The organism is Candidatus Limnocylindrales bacterium (assembly GCA_035571835.1).
GTDB lineage: Bacteria > Desulfobacterota > Binatia > UBA1149 > CAITLU01 > DATNBU01.
In genome coordinates, this window is sequence record DATNBU010000030.1 from 1 (window position 1) to 22,583 (window position 22,583).

A 22,583-nucleotide genomic window follows, 5' to 3' on the forward strand; every position below is an offset into this window, starting at 1 on the left:
CGCGAGCAGCACATCCGCCGCGAGAAGGCGACGTCGAACATCTGCACGAACCAGGGGCTTGCCGCGCTGTGCGCGACGGTGTTCTTCAGCCTCACCGGTCGCAGCGGCCTGCGCGCGCTCGCAATCGAGAACGCGCGCGCCGCGCATCGCACCGCCGACCGGCTTCGCCGCGAAGCAGGAATCGACGTCGCGTTTGCTGCGCCGTACTTCAACGAGTTCACCGCCGACGTGCCGGACCTCGACGCGGTCTTCTCGCACTGCACCGCGTCCGGCCTCGTTCCCGGCGTGAAGATTGCGCCGCTGATTCCGGGGCGGCCCGAACACAGGAACCGCCTTCTGATCGCGGTTACCGAATGCACGAAAGATGCGGACGTGGACGCGCTGGTCGCGCGCCTCGCGCAGAGGAAGGCGGCATGACGCGCAGGCTCGAACCGCTGATTTTCGAAAAGGGCAGTCCCGGCCGCAGCGGCGTCGACGTCGCCGGAGCCGGCGGCCCGCTTCCGATCGACGCTTCGCTGCTTCGCGACGAGCTCGAGGATTTTCCGGAAGTCAGCGAGCCCGAAGTGATCCGTCACTACGTGCGGCTCTCGCAACTCAACTTCTCGGCCGCGACCAACTTCTATCCGCTCGGTTCGTGCACGATGAAGTACAACCCGGTTGCCAACGAGCGCGCCGCCGCGCTGCCGGGGTTTGCGAACATTCATCCGTACGCGCCGGAAGAGCTGGTGCAGGGGGCGCTGCGACTTCTCGTCGATCTCGAGCACCGGCTCTGCGAGATCAGCGGCCTCGATGCGGTATCCCTGCAGCCGGCCGCCGGTGCGCAGGGCGAGCTCGCCGGCATGAAGATGGTGCGCGCATGGCACGTGGCCGAAGGCCGAGCGCGGAGGAAGGTGCTGATTCCGGAGAGCGCGCACGGGACCAATCCGGCGAGCGCGACGCTCTGCGGTTACGACAGCGTCTCGGTGCCGTGCGACGCGCGCGGCCTTCTGTCGACCGCTGCCGTCCGCGAGCGCATGGACGAAGACGTCGCCGCGCTGATGGTGACCAATCCGAATACGCTCGGCCTGTTCGAGGAAGACATCGAGCAGATCGCCGCCGTCGTGCATGAGAAGGGCGGCCTCGTCTACATGGACGGCGCGAACATGAACGCGCTGATGGGCGTCGCGAAGCCCGGCCACATGGGCGCCGACGTGCTGCAGTTCAACCTGCACAAGACGTTCTCGACTCCGCACGGCGGCGGCGGCCCCGGCGCCGGCCCGGTCGCCGTGAAGAGCCATCTCGAAAAATTCCTGCCGCGTCCGCGCATCGTCGAAAAGAACGGCCGTCTCGCGTGGGATCACGACTGCCCGGACTCGATCGGCAAGGTGCGCTCGTTCTACGGCAACTTCGGCATCCTCGTGCGTGCGTGGTCGTACATGGCCGCGTGCGGCGGCGACGGCCTCACCGATGCGACCCGCTGCGCCGTGCTCGCCGCGAACTACATCAAGGCGCGCCTGACGCCGCGCTACGCCGTTGCGTACGATCGCCCGTGCATGCACGAGGTCGTGCTGACCGACAAGCTGCAGCTGCGCTCCGGCGTGAAGACGCTCGACATCGCCAAGCGCCTTCTCGACCACGGCTTCCACGCCCCGACCATCTACTTCCCGCTGGTCGTCGCCGGCGCGCTGATGATCGAGCCCACCGAAACCGAAAGCCTCGAAACCATCGACAGCTTCATCGACGCGATGCTCGCCGTAGCCGACGAAGCCGAGAACGATCCGGACAAGGTTCGCGAGGCGCCGCACGAAACGATTCTCGCAAGGCTCGACGAGACGCGTGCTGCAAGATTCCCCATCCTGACGTGGCCGGGCCACCAGGAACCGGAGAAGCAAGAGGTCTGATGACCACGCTTCCCGGAGATATTCGGGAGCGTCGTTAAAACGACTCAGCACCACAGAAAAGGTGGGTGGGGCAGCCAAGCCGCGAGAGCCCACGCAACACGAGCCGGGCGTCGAGAAGGGCCCAGATGCAAGGCGCGATCCGCGTAGTGAGGGAGTCATACTTCCCGTACGTCGACCGAACGAAGCGGATCGCAACGCGGCAGATGGGTCCTTATCGGCGTCCGGCCCACGTCTGTCGGCCCGTCCCGAAATACGGCCGACCCCGTCTTTGTTGGCCCGTCCCGAAATACCGCCTATAGTCGGGGGACATGTTCGGTCTAGGCATCTACGAGCTGCTGATCATTCTCGTGATCGTCATCATCATCTTCGGCGCGGGGAAGCTGCCGGAGCTTGGTGAAGGCATCGGGCGCGGCATCAAGAACTTCCGGCAGGCGGTCAAGCCGGAGGAGATCGATGTTACTCCGCGGGATGAGGATCGGCCGGCAGATCCGGATCGGAGTCCGCAGCGGAATCCGCGGGAGGATGGCCGGCGCTAGGCTCGGCCGACGCGATCCGGTAGCTGACCTCGTCGATTTCCGTCCGAAGCTGGGTAAGGGCCACCTGGCAGTCGGTCCGCTCTCCCGGCGCAAGCACCTCGCTCTCCGTCGCAAGCCCCATCAACGCCGAAACTTCGTCGCGCGACAGTCGCTTGACGAGCCGCACGCTGACGTTCTTGCCGCACGTCCCCTGGCTTTTCGCGATCAGCTTGCCGTCGCGATATCCCTCGATTTCGAGCCGGATGCCGCGCACCGGAATCGACGAGTCGTTGACGAGCGTCGCTTCGAACAGCAGTGCGACCGAACGGTCGGACAGCGTCATGTGCTCGGTATGAACGTCGGTCAGGCGAAGCTGCTCGGCGACGATTCCGTCACTGGCCAGCGAGCCGGCGGGCGAGGGCAGGCGCGAAAGCAGCTCGTCGGTCCAGCGGTGATTGTTGGCGAGAAACAGCGCAAAAAGCGCGAACGCGCCCACGCTCGACGCCATCAGGACGACGGCGCTCCAGGCCGACGATGATTCCTTTGGCTCGTCGGGAACGATGGCTCTCGGGCTGCGCGCCATTGCGGCTGAAAACTCCTGGCGATTGTACGGGTCGTCGCGCATCTTTGCGATGCGCGGCTGGGTAAATTCACTTGCCCGCAAGCCGGTTTCCGTTATGATCCGCGCGCCTCGAGCGAAAGTGGCGGAACTGGCAGACGCGCAGGATTCAGGTTCCTGTGACCGAGAGGTCGTGGGGGTTCAAGTCCCCCCTTTCGCACCAACATCTTCCCGCGGTCTCACGGCCGCCCTCTGAGAAGCAGAGTGTCCATCGACGCGACCTCCTTTCGCCGGATCATGGGCAGCTTCGCGACCGGCATCGGCGTCGTCACGACCGACAACGACGGCCGCCTTCACGGGCTCACGGCCAACTCGATCACGAGCGTCTCGCTCGAACCGATGCTGCTGCTCGTGTGTGTCGACAAGGCGGCGCACGGGCACGCCGAGCTGATGCGCTGCCGGAGCTTCGGCGTCAGCATCCTCGCCGCCGACCAGAAGGATGTCTCCTCGCTGTTCGCAAAGACCGGCGAGCCGGAGCTCGGCACGCTGCGCGGTGTACCGTTTCGTACCGGCCGCAGCGGCTGCCCGCTGGTCGAAGGCGCGATCGCGCACGTCGAGTGCGCGCCGCACGCGGTCGTCGATGCCGGCGACCATACGATCTTCGTCGGCCGCGTCCTGCATGCCAGCATCGAACGCGACGACACCGGTCCGCTGCTGTACTTCCGCGGCGGCTATCGCGAGATCGGCGACCTCTGATCATTGGGAACAGACACCGATTTCGCGAAATCCGTGTCTGACCCCGATTTTTTTCTGACCCCGATTACTCATGCCGCACTGCGCTCGTCGCGGCTCAGCGCGTCGTTGAGTAACGCCTAAGGTTTTTCTTTCGATTTGCCCGGCTAAACACCCCGCTTCTGGGTTACATGCAGCCCACTTCCCCGGTAGAGTGACCGCGTTCGGAAACAAGCGGGGACTTCTCATTGAGCGTTCGGATCGGCAGAGGGACGACGATCGGTTCGGTTCTGGGAGTGTTGGTGGGGCTCACCGGGTTGGTTGCGCCGCCATGCGCGGAAGCTGCGCCTTCCGAGTGGCGAGTGCCGGCCGAACCGGCGGTACGCCCTGAGCTTCCATCCCGATTCCAGATCGATGCAGATGACAATCGGGTCGAAGACTCGATCGATCACGCCGTGGGCAAGCTTCGTCGCGCCTACGCGCGCGAGCTCGTGCTCGAACGCCGCGGCGAGCTCGAAGACAAGCTCGCCGAGCCGGTTCGCGTCGAGCTCGTCTTCTCGTCGCAGGTCACGCAGCAGCAGATCGACGACTTCGTCGCGCTCGGCGGTGAGATCGAGCATCTCTACAAGGCGATCAGCTACGGCTGGAGCGGCACGTTCCCGCGCGCGTCGGTCGATGCTCTTCCCGCGGCGATGGGCGACACGCTGATCGTCGTCACCGAGGATCATCCGGGCAAGCTCACCATGGACGAAGCCACGCGCACCGGTCGCGTGCGGCCGATGTGGGTCGCCGGATACGCGGGCACGTCGAACGGACTCTCAGGAACCAGCGACATCACGATCGCGATCGTCGATTCCGGCGTGGACGATTCGCATACCGACCTCGCCGGACGCCTCGAATATTGGAAGGACTACACGGCCGACGGCGATGCGAACCCGCGCGACGTCGTCCAGCACGGCTCGCACGTTGCCGGCATTGCGCTCGGAACCGGCGCGGCCTTCGGCGTCGGTCCCGGCACGCTCAACTACACCGACAGCGGCGACGAGACGGGACTTGCCGTCAACGCGTGGGCGCACAACTTCCTCCACTACGCGCCGGTGACCACGAACATCACGCAGGTTGCCACGTGGCTGGGCGGCGGATCGGCGCTGCAGCGCCTGGCGGCGCGCACGAACGGAGTCGGCGGCTCTTTCCTGTCGATCAACTTCAACTCGGCTACGGCCTCGCCGAATACGCTGAACAGCCAGACGATCGGCAATCCGTCCCAGGCGTACACGACGGCACTGATCCAGAACGGCTCGATCAACAAGTTTGCGATCGCGACGACGGTATCGCCGTACCCGGCCGTCGGCGACGGCTTCAACGCCATGCGCGGTGTCGCGCCCGGCGCGAAGTGGGCCGGCGCCAAAGTCGTCTCGAACGCAAATGCGACCAGCGCTGCGATCATCGGCGCGGCGCTCGACGACCTGGTCGTCCAGAAGAGCGCGCACAACATCAAGGTCGTCACGATCAGCATCGGACTGACCGGCGCGCCGGGTCTCGACCCGGCGCTGCGCGCCAAGGTCAACACGATGGTCGGCAACGGCATCGTGGTCGTCTGCGCGGCCGGCAACGACGGCACCGCCAGCGGAAGCGGCAACCAGGTCGACGATCCGGGCCGCGCGGGCCTTGCGATCACTGTCGGCGCGAGCAACGACGCCGACCGCCTGACCGAATATTCGAGCATCGGCTTTGCGTCGCCGGGCTCCGACGAAGACATGAAGCCCGACCTGATCGCGCCGGGCGGCTCGGAGTACTACTCGGGCATCATGTCGGTCGACAGCAACGACGCCGACGCGAGCGTGTCGACGTTCGCCGACAAGGTCGCCAACGACTACTACATCTTCAAGGGTACTTCGGCCTCCGCGCCGTTCGTCGCGGGCTCGGCCGCACTGATGATCGATGCGCTGCAGAAGAACGGAACGTCGTGGACGTTCGCGTCGAGCGCGCAGCCGCTGTTCGTCAAGATGCTGCTGCTGGCGTCGTCGACCGAGACCAATGCGAACCGGGAGATGACGGCGAACGGAGGCAACCCGACTCTCGGCCGTGCCGCCGATCCCAAGGACATCCGCGAAGGCTACGGGATGATCAACCCCGATGCCGCCACCGAGGCGATCACACAGGTCTACAGCGGTGGAACCTTGAACGGCTCGACCAATAGCGGCCGTTTCGATCGTCGCGCGTGGGGCCGCAAGCTCGGCATCACCAGCGGTCCTGCGGTCACGCTCAACCTCGACGTCCCTGCGGATTCGGACTACGACCTCTATCTCGTTAGCGGCATCCCCGATGCCAACGGCAACCCGGTCATCCGCGCGTCGAGCACCAACGCCGGTGTCGGCATCGACGAATCGATCACGTTCACGCCGACGTCGACCGAGCCGCGCTACCTGTTCATCAAGCTCATTCCGGTACAGACCGCGTGTGCTGCAAGCACCTCGGTATGCAACATCAATGATCCGGCGACGTGCGCCGGCACCAACACCTCGTGCGGGGCTGGCCAGGCCGCGCTCGTGTGTGCGTGCGGATTCGTCGAGACGTGCGATCCGGTCGCCAGGGTCTGTTCGAAAGCAAGCTCGTGGACGCTGACGAATTCGACGGCGCAGGCTTCGTGCGGCGACGGAACCAAGCAGGGCGGAGAAGGATGCGACGACGGCAACACCGTCAGCGGCGACTGCTGCTCGTCGACGTGCGCCGTCGAAGCCAACGGCTCGCCGTGCAACGACGGCCTGTTCTGCACCGCGAGCGACAGCTGCTCGGCCGGAGCCTGCGTCGGCAGCGGCAATCCGTGCAGCACCGGTCCCGAGTGCAACAACGTCTGCAACGAATCGGCCGACAACTGCCTGGTGGCCAACGGCACCTCGTGCTCGAGCGATTCCAACCCGTGCACGATCGACCAGTGCAGCGCCGGCCAGTGCGGTCACGCGGCCGGCAATGCGGGCGCGACGTGCCGCGCGGTAAACGGAGTCTGCGACCAGGCTGAAAGCTGCAACGGCAGCAGCACTGCATGTCCGGCCGACGGCTATCTGTCGACCGCGACGACGTGCCGTACCACCAACGGCACCTGTGATGTGGCCGAGAAATGCAGCGGGACCGCCGCCGATTGTCCGACGGACGGGTTTGCCGGAACCGCTACGCTCTGTCGCGGATCCAACGGTGTCTGCGACGTGCAGGAGGTCTGCAGCGGCTCCAGTGCGGCGTGTCCGGTCGACGGCTTCGTGTCGACGTCGACTTCGTGTCGCTCGTCGACCGGTGTCTGCGATCCGGCCGAGACGTGCACCGGCACGTCGGCATCGTGCCCGGCCAACACGTTCCTGTCGTCGGCGGCGGTGTGCCGCCCGTCGACTGCAATCTGCGATGCAGCCGAGACGTGCAGCGGCTCGAGCGGCGCGTGTCCGGCCGACGGCTGGGCATCGACGGCAACCGTCTGCCGGGCATCGACGGGCGTCTGCGATCCGCAGGAGACATGCCCGGGCACGAGCTCGACATGCCCGGCCAACGCACTGCTTCCCACGTCGGCGATCTGCCGCCCGAGCACGTCGCTGTGCGATGTGCCGGAGCTGTGCCTTGGCACCGCCGGAGGCTGCCCGATCGACGTGTTCGCGCCGACCGCGACGGTATGCCGCGCATCCACCGCGCTGTGCGATGCGATCGAGACCTGCACCGGCACCAGCGCAGCGTGCCCGAGCAACGGTTTTTCCGCCGCGAGCGTCGTCTGCCGCAGCTCGACGAGCCTTTGCGACGCGCAGGAGACCTGCACAGGAACTTCGATCACGTGCCCGTCGGACGGTTTCGCGTCGTCGTCGACCGTGTGCCGCACGTCGACCAGCGTCTGCGACGCGCAGGAGAACTGTACGGGCGGGTCGGCGACGTGTCCTGCCGACGGTTTCGCATCGTCGTCGACGGTCTGCCGGCCCGGCACGACCATCTGCGATGCCGCCGAGCGCTGCACCGGTGCGTCGAACTCGTGCCCGGCCGACGGGTTTGCCGACTCGAACACGGTCTGCCGGCCTACGGCCGGAAACTGCGACCTCGCGGAGAAGTGCACGGGCGCTTCGGCCACGTGTCCGGGAGACGGCTTCGCGTCGACCGCGACGGTCTGCCGCGTGGCAAACGGCGTCTGCGACGTTGACGAGACGTGCACCGGCGCGAGCGCGACGTGTCCGGCGAATGGATTCGCGAACACCGCGACGCTCTGCCGCCCGGGCACCGGCCTGTGCGACGCGCAGGAGAGTTGCAGCGGAACTTCTGCGTCGTGTCCTGCCGACGGATTCGCCGCAAGCTCGACGGTATGCCGTCCGTCGACGAGCATCTGCGACGCGCAGGAGACGTGCACCGGCGCGTCGGCGACGTGTCCCGGCGACGGCTTCTCGTCGTCGTCAACGGTTTGCCGGCCCGGCACCGGCGTCTGCGATGCCGCCGAACGCTGCACCGGCGCATCGAACGCGTGTCCGGCCGACGCGTTCGCCGACTCGAACACGGTCTGCCGGCCGACTGCCGGCAACTGCGATCTCGCCGAGAAATGCACCGGCGGTTCCGCCGCATGTCCTGCCGACGGATTCGCATCGACGTCGACGATCTGCCGCGGCTCCGCGGGCATCTGTGATGTTCAGGAGACGTGCACCGGCGCGAGCGCGACTTGCCCGAATGACATTTTCGCATCGACCGCTTCGATCTGCCGCTCGAGCAACGGCCTCTGCGACGTGCTCGAAAGCTGTACAGGCTCGGCGGCGGCGTGTCCGGCCGACGGCTTCGCCGCGAGCTCGACGGTGTGCCGCCCGTCGACGAGCATCTGCGACGCGCAGGAGACGTGCACGGGCGCGTCGGCGACGTGTCCCGGCGACGGCTTCTCGTCGTCGTCAACGGTTTGCCGACCTGGCACCGGCGTCTGCGATGCCGCCGAACGCTGCACCGGCGCATCGAACTCATGCCCCGCCGACGCGTTCGCCGACTCGAACACGGTCTGCCGTCCGACCGCCGGCAACTGCGATCTTGCCGAAAAATGCACCGGCGGCTCCGCCGCATGTCCCGCCGACGGATTCGCGTCGACCGCGACGATCTGCCGGGGCTCAGCGGGCGTGTGCGACGTTCAGGAGACGTGCACCGGTGCGAGCGCGACGTGTCCCGTTGACACGTTCGCATCGACGGCTTCGCTCTGCCGTCCGGGCACCGGTCTGTGCGACGCGCAGGAGACCTGCAACGGAACGTCGGCGTCCTGTCCGGCCGACGGATTCGCCGCGAGCTCGACCGTTTGCCGCCCGTCGACGAGCATCTGCGACGCGCAGGAGACCTGCACAGGCGCTTCGGCGACGTGTCCCGGCGACGGCTTCTCGTCGTCGTCAACGGTTTGCCGACCCGGCACCGGCGTCTGCGATGCCGCCGAACGCTGCACCGGCGCATCGAACTCGTGTCCGGCCGACGCGTTCGCCGACTCGAACACGGTCTGCCGGCCGACTGCCGGCAACTGCGATCTTGCCGAAAAGTGCACCGGTGGTTCCGCCGCATGTCCTGCCGATGGATTCGCGTCGACGTCGACGATCTGCCGCGGCTCCGCGGGCATCTGTGATGTTCAGGAGACGTGCACCGGCGCGAGCGCGACTTGCCCGGGCGATATTCTCGTCTCGACGGCTACGCTGTGCCGCCCGAGCACCGGCCTGTGCGACGCGCAGGAGTCCTGCAACGGAACCTCCGCGTCGTGTCCGGCCGACGGCTTCGCCGCGAGCTCGACGGTGTGCCGGCCGTCGACGAGCATCTGCGATGCGCAGGAGACGTGCACCGGCGCTTCGGCGACGTGTCCCGGAGACGGCTTCGCATCATCGTCGACGGTGTGTCGCCCGGGCACGACCATCTGCGATGCGGCAGAACGCTGCACCGGTGCATCGAGCTCGTGCCCGGCCGACGCGTTCGCCGACTCGAACACCGTCTGCCGCCCGACTGCCGGCAACTGCGATCTTGCGGAGAAGTGCACCGGCGGTTCCGCCACATGTCCCGCCGACGGATTCGCGTCGACCGCGACGATCTGCCGCGGCTCTGCGGGCATCTGTGATGTTCAGGAGACGTGCACCGGCGCGAGCGCGGCGTGCCCGAACGACATTTTCGCATCGACCGCTTCGATCTGCCGCTCGAGCACCGGGCTCTGCGACGCGCAGGAGTCCTGCAATGGCTCGTCCGCGTCGTGTCCGGCCGACGGCTTCGCGGCAAGCTCGACGGTGTGCCGCGCGTCGGCGAGCATCTGCGACGCGCAGGAGACGTGCACGGGCGCGTCGGCAACGTGTCCCGGAGACGGCTTCGCATCATCATCGACGGTGTGCCGTCCGGGCACGACCATCTGCGACGCGGCCGAACGCTGCACCGGTGCATCGAACTCGTGCCCGGCCGATGCGTTCGCCGACTCGAGCACGGTATGTCGCCCGACGGCCGGAAACTGCGATCTCGCCGAGAAGTGCACGGGCGGCTCGGCGGCATGTCCGGGAGATCAGTTCGCATCCATAGAGACGGTCTGCCGCGCATCGGCCGGCGTCTGCGACGACGACGAAACCTGCACAGGGTCGACGGCAACCTGTCCGGCAAACGGCTTTGCTGCTTCCACCACCGTCTGCCGCACCAGCGCCGGCATCTGCGATACGCAGGAAACCTGCACCGGCGGGTCGGCGTCGTGCCCGGCCGATGGTTTTGCCGCATCGAGCTCGGTGTGCCGGCCGTCCGGCGGCATCTGCGATCCGGCTGAGCTCTGTACGGGCTCGTCCGCGGCCTGCGCAGTCGACGCGTTCGCGACGACGGCCACGGTGTGCCGTGCGGCAGCGGGAATCTGCGATGCCGCCGAATCGTGCACCGGCGCGGGAAGCGCATGCCCCGCCGACCTTCTCGTCTCGTCCGGCATCACGTGCCGAAGCGCGAGCAGCATCTGCGACGTTGCCGAGACCTGCAACGGCGCGAGCACGACGTGCCCGACGAACGTCTTCGCGTCCGCGTCGACGGTCTGCCGCGACAGCGTCGGCGTCTGCGACGAGGACGAGACCTGCACCGGAACGAGCTCGACCTGTCCCGCCAACGCTTTTGCAACGTCGGCAACGGTCTGCCGCTCGAGCGGCGGCGTGTGCGACGCGATCGAGCGCTGCTCGGGAACGTCGTCCGCGTGTCCGACGGATGCATTCTCTTCGACTTCGACGATCTGCCGCGCGTCGGCGAGCGTGTGCGATGCGCAGGAGACGTGCAGCGGAACCGGTGCGGCCTGTCCGGCCGACGTCGTGGCCGCTTCGAGTGTCGTCTGCCGCGCGGCAAACGGCGTCTGCGACGCGGCCGAAACCTGCACCGGCACCAGCGGCACGTGCCCGGGCGACAGCTACGCTTCGACTGCGACCGTGTGTCGTTCGGCGGCAAGCATCTGCGACGAACAGGAAACCTGCACGGGAACCGCGACGTCGTGTCCGGCCAACGGCTTTGCGCCGTCGGGCACCGTCTGCCGCGACAGCGCCGGTGTCTGCGACGAAGACGAATCGTGCACGGGAACGAGCGGGACGTGTCCGGCCAACGGGTTCGCATCGAGCGCGACCGTGTGTCGCGCAGGCGCAGGCGTCTGCGACGCGGCGGAGCGCTGTACCGGAGCGGCCGCGAGCTGTCCGAGCGACGGCTTCGCGCCGAGCTCGACCACGTGCCGAGGCTCCACCGGGATCTGCGACGCCGCCGAGACGTGCACGGGCGCTTCGTCTTCCTGTCCGGCCGATTCGTTCGCCGGTACGAACGTCGTCTGCCGCACGGCGGGCGGCGTCTGCGACCTCCAGGAAAACTGCACCGGCTCGTCACTGACCTGTCCCGGCGACGCGGTGGCGACGAGCACGACGACGTGCCGCCCAGCGGCCGGCGAGTGCGACGAACCGGAGACGTGCGACGGAGCCGCCAAGGCGTGCCCGGCCAATGGATTCGCTCCGGCGGACACCAGCTGCACGGCAGACGCATCGCCGTGCACCGAAGACATCTGCAGCGGCTCGTCGGCGACGTGCACGCATCCGGCCGGCAACGCCGGCGCCGTTTGCCGGAGCTCGTCGGGCATCTGCGACATCGAGGAGACCTGCAACGGAACGGCCACGGCGTGTCCGGCCAACGCGTTCGCGAACACTTCGATCGTCTGCCGCGCGGCCGGCGGCATCTGCGACCTCGCGGAGAGCTGCAGCGGCGCGAGTGCGACCTGTCCGGCGGACGTGGTCGCCGGCACGTCGAAGACCTGTCGCGCGAGCGCAGGGCAGTGCGACGTCGCCGAACGCTGCGACGGCGCAGCCAAGACCTGCGCCGCCGATACCGTTGCCGCAGCGGATACAGGCTGCACGAGCGACGGAATCCTCTGCACCGCGGACGTCTGCGACGGCACGTCGGCGCTCTGCACGCATCCGCCCGGCAATGCCGGCGCCGTGTGCCGCCCGGCCGGCAGCATCTGCGACGCCGAGGAAACCTGCTCGGGAACCGCGAGCGACTGTCCGGCCGACGGCTTCGCGCTGGCGACCAAAGTCTGCCGCACCGCGAGCGGAGTCTGCGACGTGCAGGAGACGTGCAGCGGCGCATCCGCCGCCTGTCCGGCCGACGGCGTCGCCGGAGCGTCGGTGACGTGTCGCGCGAGCGCGGGCGTCTGCGATCTTCCGGAGAGCTGCGGCGGCACCGCCAAGACGTGCCCGGCCGACGTGTTCGTCGGAAGCAGCACCGCGTGCGCGAGCGACAGCAATCCGTGCACGACGGATGTCTGCACCGGCTCGAGCGCGACCTGCAGCCATTCGGCGAACAGCGCGGCGTGCGACGACGGCGTGTTCTGCAACGGCGCCGACACGTGCAGCGCGACGACGTGCAGCCTGCACGCCGGCAATCCGTGCCCGGGCGCCAACGGCGACGGCAACTGCTCGCAGTCGTGCAACGAAAACGCCGATCTCTGCAACGCGGCCGACCCGGATTCGAGCGCATGCAACGACGGCCTGTTCTGCAACGGCGCCGACACGTGCTCTGGCGGCGTCTGCAGCGTGCACGCGGGCGATCCGTGCCCCGGCCCGAACGGCGATGCGGATTGCAGCGAGAGCTGCAGCGAAGCGGCCGACGCCTGCACGGCCGGCGATCCCAACGGCAGCGGCTGCAACGACGGCATCTCCTGCACGACGTCCGACCACTGCCAGGCCGGCATCTGCGTTGCCGACAGCAGCGGCTGCGGCGAATGCGGCGACGGCAGCCTCGATGCCGGCGAGCTCTGCGACGACGGCAACACGGCAAGCGGCGACTGCTGCTCGAGCACGTGCGTGCCGGCGCTCGATTCGACGCCGTGCAGCGACGGCGTGTTCTGCAACGGCGCCGACACCTGCAAGTCGGGTCTTTGCAGCCAGCATTCCGGCAACCCGTGCGCGGGCCCGGACGGCGACGGCAACTGCGCCGAGTCGTGCAACGAGAACGCCGCGCTCTGCAACGCGCCCGATCCGGACGGCTCCGCGTGCACCGACAGCGCGTTCTGCAATGGCGCCGACACGTGCAGCGGCGGAGCCTGCAGCCAGCACGCAGGAAGCCCGTGCAGCGGACCGGACGGCGACGGCAACTGCGCAGAATCGTGCAACGAAACGGCCGACGACTGCTCGGCCGCGGATCCGGACGGAAGTCCGTGCGACGACGGCCAGACCTGCACCGAGCTCGACAGCTGCGCGGGCGGCGTCTGCGGCGACGGATGCCCGGTCACGACGACGACGAACGAAGGCGGGATGTGCGGCGATGCGAACGAGGATCTGAAGATCTCGGCTACCGATGCCCTGAAGGCCCTTCGCACCGCCGTCGGAACGGCGACGTGCTCGTTGACGCTGTGCGACTACACCGGCGACGGCAGGATCACGGCGTCGGATGCGCTCGCGATCCTGCGGCGCGCCGTCGGCCAGAGCGTCGAGCCCAAGTGTCCAATTGCGCCTCAGGCCGAGGTCTCGACGACGCTTCTGGTCACGACGACCACTCTCAGCCGTTAGACCGGCCGGCGATTCTGCCGGTCCGATCCTGCGACTCTGTGCGAGACGCGCGGGCTTCTGTCGCGTCCTGCAGTTAGGATCGCCGATCTTATGAAGCATGGAATCCGGTTCCTGATGGTTGCGCTGCTGGCGCTTCCCGCCGCTGCGTCTGCCCAGCAGGATCCGCGATTGCGGGCGGCGCCGCCTGCCGAGCCGATTGTCCGGCCGCAGCTTCCCGCGACCGCCGCGGCCGACGTCGATCGCAACCGCATCGACGACCGACTCGATCGCGAGATCGCAGAGCTGCGCTGCGCGCTTGCCGCCGCGACCGGCGACGCGCGCCGCAGCGAAGCAGCCGCGCGGCTCGCCGAGCCGATGCGCGTCGAGCTCGTGTTCGGCGAGCAGATCACGCAGCAGCAGATCGATTCCTTCGTGGCCGCCGGCGGACGCATCGAGCACGTCTTCCAGGCGGTCAGCTACGGCTGGACCGGAACGATTGCGCGCGCGTCGATCGACGCCGTCAGCGCCGCGCTCGGCGAATCGCTGCTCATCGTCGTGCCGGACCTTCCGGCCCAGATGCACATGGACGAAGCCACGCGTACCGGTCGCGTGCGGCCGGTCTGGGCGAGCGGCTTTGCGAACAGCGGCAGCGGATTCTCCGGATCGGCCAACATCACGATCGGCATCATCGACTCCGGCGTCGACGACTCGCATACCGATCTCGCCGGGCGCGTCGAGTTCTGGAAGGACTACACGACCGACAACGAAGCGACGCCGCGCGACATCGTGCAGCACGGATCGCACGTAGCCGGCATCGCGCTCGGCACCGGTGCGGCGTTCGGCCAGGGCCCCGGCACGCTGCGCTACACCGACAGCGGCAACCTTGCCGGCGTCGCCGCCAACTCGTTCTTTCTCAGCATGATGCACCTGACCGAGCCGTCGATGCTGTTCAGCCAGAACGCGACGTGGCTCGGCGGCGGCTCGACGCTGCTGCGACTGGCCACGCGGGCGAACGGGCAGGGCGGCCTGTATTCGTCGTTCAGCAATTCGGCAACGGCGGTCTCGCCGCTGCAGCTCGATACCCAGCTCGCCGGAGATCCTGCGCAGGCCTACACGTCGGCGCTTGCGCAGAACCAGCAGAAGACGCTGACGCGATGGGCAGTCGCGAGCTCGATCACGAACTACCCGGGGCCGGGCGACGGGTTCAATGCGATGCGCGGCGTTGCTGCCGGAGCGCGATGGGCCGGCGCCAAGGTCTTCACCAACGCCGGCACCGGATCGAGCACGACTATCGCCGCCGCGATCGACGACCTGGTCGCGCAACGCGTGGCGCACAACATCAAGGTCGTCAACATGAGCATCGGCATCATCGGGTCGCCGGGCATCGATGCGACGCTGCGGGCCAAGGCGAACACGATGGCGACCAACGGCATCGTCGTCGTGTGCTCGGCCGGCAACGACGGCGCGGGTTCGGGCGTGGCGAACCAGGTCGACGATCCCGGCCGCGCGGCGCTGGTGCTGACCGTCGGCGCGAGCAACGACGTCGACACGCTGACGCAGTACACGAGCAGCGGCTTTGCGTCGCCCGATGCGACCGAGGACCTCAAGCCCGACCTGCTCGCGCCCGGCGGCTCGGACTTTTATTCGTACATCCTGTCGGTCGACAGCAACGACGCCGATGCGGAGATCACGACGTTCCCGGACCGCGTCGCCAACGACTACTACAACATCAAGGGCACCTCGATGGCGTCGCCGTTCGCGGCCGGCGCCGCGGCGCTCGTCATCGATGCGATGCAGCAGTCGGGCACACCGTGGACGTTCGCGGCCAGCCAGTCGCTGTTCGTCAAGATGATGCTGTGCGCGTCGGCGACCGAGACCAACGCCAATCGCGAGGTCGCGACCGGCACCAATCCCGTGCTCGGGCGCGCCGCCGCTCCGAAGGACCTGTTCGAAGGCTACGGCCTGATCAATCCGGATGCGGCCATCGAAGCCGTGTCGCTGACATGGTCCGGCGAGGATATCGGCGATGCGTCGGCCGGCGGACGCTTCGACCGCCGCGCGTGGGGCCGCAGGCTCGGCATCACGTCGGGCTTTCCGACGACGGTGATGCTGACTCCGGACTCGACGGCGGACTACGACATCTATCTTTACAGCGAGACTCCGGATGCGAAGGGCAATCCCGTCATTCGCGCGTCGAGCACGAAAGCCGGCACCGGCATCGTCGAGTCGTTCAACTTCACGCCGACCGCGAACGAGAAGCGCTACCTATTCATCAAGCGCGTCTCCGGCAGCGGCGGCTGGAGCCTGACGAGCTTCCCCGAAACCCCGGTGTGCGGCGATCAGACCGTGCAGTCGACCGAGGACTGCGACGACGGCAACACGGTGAGCGGTGACTGCTGCTCGTCAACATGTACCGCCGAGAGCGACGGCTCTCCGTGCAGCGACGGGCTGTTCTGCACGGCTACCGACGCATGCTCGGGCGGCGTCTGCACCGGCTCGGGCAACCCGTGCAGCGGCGGCGCCGAGTGCAACAACTCGTGCAACGAGAGCATCAATAACTGCGCGAGCGCGGCCGGCACGCCGTGTACGAGCGACGCCAATCCGTGCACGCTCGACCAGTGCAGCGGCGCCGGAAGCTGCGCGCATCCGCCCGGCAATGCGGGAAGCGTGTGCCGCAGCGCGACCGGCGTGTGCGATACGGCGGAAACCTGCACGGGCGCGAGCAGCGGCTGTCCGACCGATTCGCTCGTCTCGAGCGCGACCGTCTGCCGCGCGGCCGGCGCGATCTGCGATGCGGCCGAACGCTGCACGGGCTCAGGCCCGGCGTGCCCCGCCGACTCGTTCGCGACCACCGCGACCACGTGTCGTGCGGCAGCAACCGCATGCGATGCCGCCGAAAGCTGCAGCGGAACCAGCAGCGTGTGCCCTGCCGACGGCGTCCGTGATTCTTCGACGGTCTGCCGCAGCGCCGTGAGCGCGTGCGACGTGGCCGAGACCTGCACGGGCAGCGATGCGGCGTGCCCCGCCAACACGTTCGCAACGCCGGACACGATCTGCCGCGCGGCCGGCGGAGTCTGCGATGTGGACGAGCTGTGTCCCGGCACCAGCGCCGTGTGTCCCGCCAACGCGTTTGTGCCCACGTCGTCGGTCTGCCGCGCCATCTCCGGCGTGTGCGACGTTGCCGAGAGCTGCACCGGAAGCACCGCGGACTGCCCGGCGGAAGGCTTCCGCACGTCAGCCACGGCATGCCGCGCGGCGGCGGGCGTGTGCGACGCCATCGAGCGCTGCACCGGAAGCGCGGCAGCGTGTCCCGCCGACCAGCAGCAGGCGAGCTCCGTCGTGTGCCGCTCGTCGGTTTCGCCGTGCGATGCGGCCGAGCGTTGCAGCGGCATCGACTCCGACTGTCCGGGCGACGCCGCGGCTGCGTCCGGCACGGTCTGCCGCGCCGCCGCCGGAGCCTGCGACGTCGCCGAGCAGTGCACCGGCTCGCAGACCTCGTGTCCGGCCGATGCGTTCGCGCCAGGAGACGTCGTCTGCCGGAGCGCAGCCGGCATCTGCGACATTGCCGAATCGTGCCCGGGCACGTCGGCCGCGTGCCCGGCGGACGCCGTCGCACTGGCAAGCGTGACGTGCCGTGCGGCGCAGGGTGTCTGCGACGTTGCAGAGAAATGCACGGGTACCACCAAGACGTGCCCAGCCGACGGTTTCTCGCCGGCTTCGACGACGTGCCGCGCGAAAGCGGGCGACTGCGACGCGGCCGAGAGCTGCACTGGTACGAGCGCGGGCTGCCCGGCCGATGCCGCGCTGCCGACGTCGGTGCTGTGCCGGTCGAGCTCGGGCGAATGCGACGCGGTCGAGCGCTGTGACGGAATCACGACGTCGTGTCCCGCCAACCTGTTCCGCATTGCCGGCGCGCCGTGCGCAAGCGACGGCAAGACGTGCACGAGCGACGTCTGCGACGGTTCGACGGCAGTCTGCCAGCACGTCGCAATCACCGGTGCGTGCGACGACGGATTGTTCTGCAACGGCCCCGATTCGTGCAGCGGCGGATCGTGCAGCGTGCACGCGGGCAATCCGTGTCCGGGTGCCGACGGCGACGCCGACTGCTCGGAAGGATGCCGCGAACAGGGCGCCTCGTGCGATTCGCCCGACCCGGACGGAAGCCCGTGCGACGACGGGATCGCATGCACCGCATCGGATTCGTGTACGGGTGGCGTCTGCAGCGGCGATGCGTCCGCCGGCTGCACGACCACGACGATCGCCGGCCCGATCACGACGACGACGCTCGAAGCCGGCCTCTGCGGCGACGCGAACGGCGACGACGCGATCACCGCGGCCGATGCGCTCCTCACGCTGCGCACGGCCGTCGGCACGTCGACGTGCGCGGTCGACGTCTGCGACTACACCGGCGACTCCAAGGTCACTGCAACCGACGCGCTGGCGATCCTGCGGCGCGCGGTCGGGCAGAACATTCCGCCGCAGTGTCCCGCCGCGCTGAACGCGATCGTCTCGACGACGCTCGCGGTGACGACTACGCTGGACCTTCGATAGCGATACTGGTCTTTCGGGGCGGGGGAATCATGAAATCGTCGTTTCTGTACGGAATCGTCGCGCTCGTCGCGCTGCCGGCGGCGGTCGCGCTCGCCGCGCCGCCGCAGCATCCGGTGCCGCCTGCCAGCCCGCGCGTGCGGCCGGAGCTGCCTTCGACGGCCGAAGTCGATGCCGATCGCAACCGCATCGATGACCGGCTCGACCACGAGACCGGCGAGCTCCGGCGATCGCTCGCGCAGGAGCAGAATGCCGCGCGCCGCGAAGAGCTCGCCGCGCGGCTTGCCGAGCCGGTGCGGGTCGAGGTCGTCTTCGACGCGCAGGTCACTCCGCAGCAGATCGATGCGTTCGATGCGGCCGGCGGCCGCATCGAGCACCTGTACCAGGCCGTCAGCTACGGCTGGAGCGGAGTCGTGCCGCGCGCTGCGATCGACACGCTGCCGGCCGCTCTCGGAGCGTCGCTGCGGCTGGTGGCGCCGGACCTTCCGGTCCAGCTTCATCTCGACGAAGCCACGCGCGGCGGCCGCGTGCGGCCGGTGTGGGCGAACGGTTTCGCGGGCAGCACGAGTGGCTTCTCCGGAAGCGCCGATACCACGATCGCGATCGTCGACGGCGGCGTCGACGACTCGCACACCGACCTGGCCGGACGCCTCGAGTACTGGAAGGATTTCACGACCGATGCCGAGCCGACGCCGCGCGACATCGGCCATCACGGATCGCATGTCGCGGGCATTGCGTTCGGCACCGGAGCGTCGTTCGGCGTCGGCCCGGGAACGCTGCACTACACCGACAGCAACAATCTCGCGGGCATCGCCGCCAACAATTTCTTCATCAGCATGGTGCATCTTCCGCCGGGTTCGGTGCTGTTCCAGGAGGACGCGACGTGGGTCGGCACGGCGTCGGCGCTGCTGATCCTGGCTTCGCGACCCAACGGCAACACCAGCTTCTTCACGTCGCAGCACGACGCCACGGCCGGGCCGCCGCCGGTGCTGCTCGACACCAACCTGACGACCGACATCAGCCTCGCGTACACGGCGGGGCTCGAACAGAACCAGATGAAGAAGATCGGCCGCTTCGCGATCGTCAACACGGTGACGAACTACCCGGCCGTCGGCGACGGGTTCAACGCGCTTCGCGGTGTCGCGCCCGGCGTGCGCTGGGCCGGCGCCAAGGTCTTCACGAATACCGGAGCGAGCACGAGTGCGATCATCGCGGCCGCGCTCGACGACCTCGTCACCGAAAGCGCGGCGCACAACATCAAGGTCATCAACATCAGCATCGGGATCACCGGAAGCCCGGGCATCGACGTGACGCTGAGGGCCAAGGTCAACACGGTAGTCGAGAACGGCATCATCGTCGTGTGCTCCGGCGGCAACGACGGTCCGGGTTCGGCTGCGGGCAATCAGACCGACGATCCCGGGCGTGCTTCGCTCGTGATCACCGTCGGCGCGAGCAACGACATCAACGAGCTCACGCGCTACACGAGCAGCGGCACGGCGGCGCCGGCTGCGACCGAGGACATCAAGCCCGACGTGCTCGCGCCCGGCGGCTCGGATTACTATTCGTACATCATGTCGGTCGACACCAACGATGCGGACGCGCAGATCGAATCGTTCCCCGACCGCGTTCCCAACGACTACTACAACATCAAGGGCACCTCGATGGCCGCGCCGTTCGTGACCGGGTCGGCGGCGCTCGTGATCGACGCGATGAAACAGGCGGGCACGCCGTGGACGTTCGATCCGGCGCAGCCGCTGTTCGTGAAGATGATGCTGACGGCATCGGCGACCGAGACCAACGCGAACCGCGAGGTCGGAAGCGGAGCCAATCCGACGCTCGGCCGCGCGGCGACGCCGAAGGACGTGTTCGAAGGCTACGGGCTCATCAATCCCGACGCCGCCATCGAAGCCATCTCACTGACATGGTCCGGCGACGAGCTCTCCAGCACGTCGGCCGGCGGCCGCTTCGATCGCCGCGCGTGGGGACGAAAGCTCGGCATCACGAGCGGACCGTCGACGACGATCGCGCTCGCGCCGGCGCAGACGGCCGACTACGACCTCTATCTCTACAGCGACACTCCGGACGCGAAGGGCAATCCCGTCATCCTCGCATCGAGCACGAACGCAGGGCCCGGCGCCGCGGAGACGCTGACGTTCACGCCCACGGCGTCGGAGACGCGCTACCTGTTCATCAAGCGCGTGTCCGGCAGCGGCGACTGGTCGCTGACGAGCTACCCGGAAATCCCGGTCTGCGGCGACGGCAAGCTCCATCCGAACGAAGAGTGCGAGGACGGCAATACCGCCGCCGGCGACTGCTGTTCGCCGACCTGCACGAAGGAGAGCAACGGCTCGCCGTGCAACGACTCGCTGTTCTGCACGGCAACCGATCTCTGCGTAAGCGGCGTCTGCACCGGCTCGGGCGATCCGTGCGCTCTCGGCGGCGACTGCAACGACTCGTGCAACGAAAGTGCGAACAACTGCTCGGTCAGCGCAGGCACCGCGTGCACGAGCGACGCGAACCCGTGCACGCTCGACCGCTGCAACGGCAGCGGCACCTGCGCGCACACCGCCGGCAATGCCGGCAGCATCTGCCGGCCGTCGGCCGGCGACTGCGATGTCGCCGAGACGTGCACCGGATCGAGCGCGACGTGTCCGGCAAATTCGTTTGCAGCGTCCTCGATCGTCTGCCGCGCGGCAAGCGGAGTCTGCGACGCCGCCGAGCGCTGCACCGGCAGCTCGGCCGCGTGTCCGGCCGATTCGTTCGCGGCGACTTCCGCCGTCTGCCGCGCGCCGGCCGGAGGCTGCGATGCGCCGGAGACCTGCGCCGGAACCGGCGGCGGCTGCCCGCCCGACCTCTATCGTTCATCCGGGACGATCTGCCGCGACGCGAGCTCCGTCTGCGACGTTGCCGAGTCGTGCACCGGATCGGCGCCGTCGTGTCCGTCGAATTCGTTCGCGGCCTCGACGACGCTCTGCCGGCCGTCGGGCGGCGTCTGCGACGTTGGCGAATCGTGCACCGGCGCTAGCGCCACGTGTCCCGGCGACACGCTGCTTTCGACGGCGACCGTGTGCCGCACGAGCAGCGGGGTCTGCGATCCTGCCGAAACCTGCTCGGGCGCCGGCGCGTCGTGTCCGGCCGACAGTTTCCTTTCGAGCGCGGCGGTATGCCGCGCGGCAGCGGGAGCCTGCGATCTCGCCGAGCGCTGCACGGGCACGAGCGGTGCGTGCCCGGCGAATCAGGTCGCCGGCAGCGCGGCCATCTGCCGGCCGGCGGTTTCCGTCTGCGATGTCGCCGAACACTGCGATGGAGCGGCAGTGGCGTGTCCCGCCGATGTTTTTGAAACGGCCGGCGTCGTCTGCCGCGAGTCGGCGGGAGTCTGCGACGTCGCCGAACACTGCGCAGGAACATCTGCGGCGTGCGCGTCCGACGCGATGGCGGCAAGCGGTGTGACGTGCCGCGCGAGCGCAGGCGTGTGCGATCCGGCAGAGGGGTGCACGGGAACTGGACCGGCGTGCCCCGGCAACGCACTGGTCGCGGCGCAGGTGACGTGCCGTCCGGCGACGAATGTCTGCGACGTCGCCGAGAAGTGCACCGGCGCTGCCGCCGATTGTCCCGGTGATGCGGTCGCCGGAACGACGGTGACGTGCCGTCCGGGCGCCGGCGAATGCGACGAGGCCGAGGTTTGCGACGGTGCATCGAAAGCGTGTCCGCAGGACGCGCTGCGTGCGGCGGACACGGCCTGCACGGGTGACGCCAACCCGTGCACGGGCGATGCGTGCGACGGATCGTCGGCATCGTGCCAGCATCCGGCCATCGCCGCCCCGTGCGACGACGGTCTGTTCTGCAACGGCAGCGAGTCGTGCGCCGCCGGCACGTGCCAGCATTCCGGCGACCCGTGCCCCGGCGCCGACGGCGACGGTAACTGCGCAGAGAGCTGCAACGAAGGCGAGGATGCGTGCGACGCGTCCGATGCGGATACGAGCCCGTGCGACGACGGGAACTCCTGCACCGCGCCGGACTCGTGCACAGGCGGCTTGTGCAGCGGCGACTCGATCGACGGCTGCGGCACCACGACCACGACGCTGGCTGCCTTCGAGTGCGGCGACGCGAACGAAGACGGTGTCATCACGGCTCCCGATGCACTCAAGGCACTGCGCACAGCGGTCGGCACCGCAACCTGCAGCCTCGCGCTGTGCGACTTTACCGGCGACGGCAAAGTCGGCGCGTCCGATGCGCTCGCGATCCTTCGCCGCGCCGTCGGCGAGGACCTCGAAGGCCATTGTCCGGGTGCCACCGGCGTAACGACGACTCTGTTCGTGACGACGTCGACGACGATCGGCTTGTAAAAAATCGGGAA

Annotated in this window: 7 protein-coding genes and 1 tRNA gene; 7 read left to right on the forward strand and 1 reads right to left on the reverse strand. The window is 68.4% G+C overall.

Annotated elements, in window-relative coordinates:
* The coding region (locus VN634_14250) for a hypothetical protein (GenBank protein ID HXC52045.1) at positions 1–417 on the forward strand (417 nt) is incomplete at its 5' end.
* Positions 414–1,880: an aminomethyl-transferring glycine dehydrogenase subunit GcvPB gene (gene gcvPB / locus VN634_14255; protein ID HXC52046.1), complete on the forward strand. Its 1,467-nt coding sequence runs from the start codon at positions 414–416 to the stop codon at positions 1,878–1,880. The genes VN634_14250 and gcvPB, both read left to right, overlap by 4 nt.
* Positions 1,881–2,336: 456 nt before the next feature.
* Here gcvPB and VN634_14260 read toward each other — a convergent pair whose 3' ends face one another.
* The gene (locus VN634_14260) at positions 2,337–3,059 is read right to left on the reverse strand and encodes a hypothetical protein (GenBank protein HXC52047.1); all 723 of its coding nucleotides are present in this window, start codon (positions 3,057–3,059) and stop codon (positions 2,337–2,339) included.
* Positions 3,060–3,090: 31 nt separating this feature from the next.
* On the opposite strand from VN634_14260, the gene VN634_14265 reads away from it, so the two are divergent.
* From VN634_14265 to VN634_14285, 5 genes are all read left to right on the forward strand, one after another.
* A tRNA-Leu gene (locus tag VN634_14265) sits at positions 3,091–3,177 on the forward strand.
* Between the two features lie 41 nt (positions 3,178–3,218).
* Positions 3,219–3,710 (forward strand): flavin reductase family protein, encoded by a 492-nt coding sequence (locus VN634_14270; GenBank protein ID HXC52048.1) that lies wholly within the window; start codon positions 3,219–3,221, stop codon positions 3,708–3,710.
* Between the two features lie 431 nt (positions 3,711–4,141).
* The gene (locus VN634_14275) at positions 4,142–13,699 is read left to right on the forward strand and encodes a S8 family serine peptidase (GenBank protein ID HXC52049.1); all 9,558 of its coding nucleotides are present in this window, start codon (positions 4,142–4,144) and stop codon (positions 13,697–13,699) included.
* A gap of 90 nt (positions 13,700–13,789) precedes the next feature.
* Positions 13,790–18,229, forward strand: coding sequence for a S8 family serine peptidase (locus VN634_14280; protein HXC52050.1), 4,440 nt, complete (start codon positions 13,790–13,792; stop codon positions 18,227–18,229).
* Between the two features lie 29 nt (positions 18,230–18,258).
* The gene (locus tag VN634_14285) at positions 18,259–22,572 is read left to right on the forward strand and encodes a S8 family serine peptidase (GenBank protein ID HXC52051.1); all 4,314 of its coding nucleotides are present in this window, start codon (positions 18,259–18,261) and stop codon (positions 22,570–22,572) included.
* The last annotated feature ends 11 nt before the right edge of the window (positions 22,573–22,583 follow it).

Excerpts from the sequence above, each read along its gene's own strand:
- gcvPB (HXC52046.1), top strand. The coding sequence starts at position 414 with ATGACGCGCAGGCTCGAACCGCTGATTTTCGAAAAGGGCAGTCCCGGC.
- VN634_14280 (HXC52050.1), top strand. The coding sequence starts at position 13,790 with ATGAAGCATGGAATCCGGTTCCTGATGGTTGCGCTGCTGGCGCTTCCC.
- VN634_14285 (HXC52051.1), top strand. The coding sequence starts at position 18,259 with ATGAAATCGTCGTTTCTGTACGGAATCGTCGCGCTCGTCGCGCTGCCG.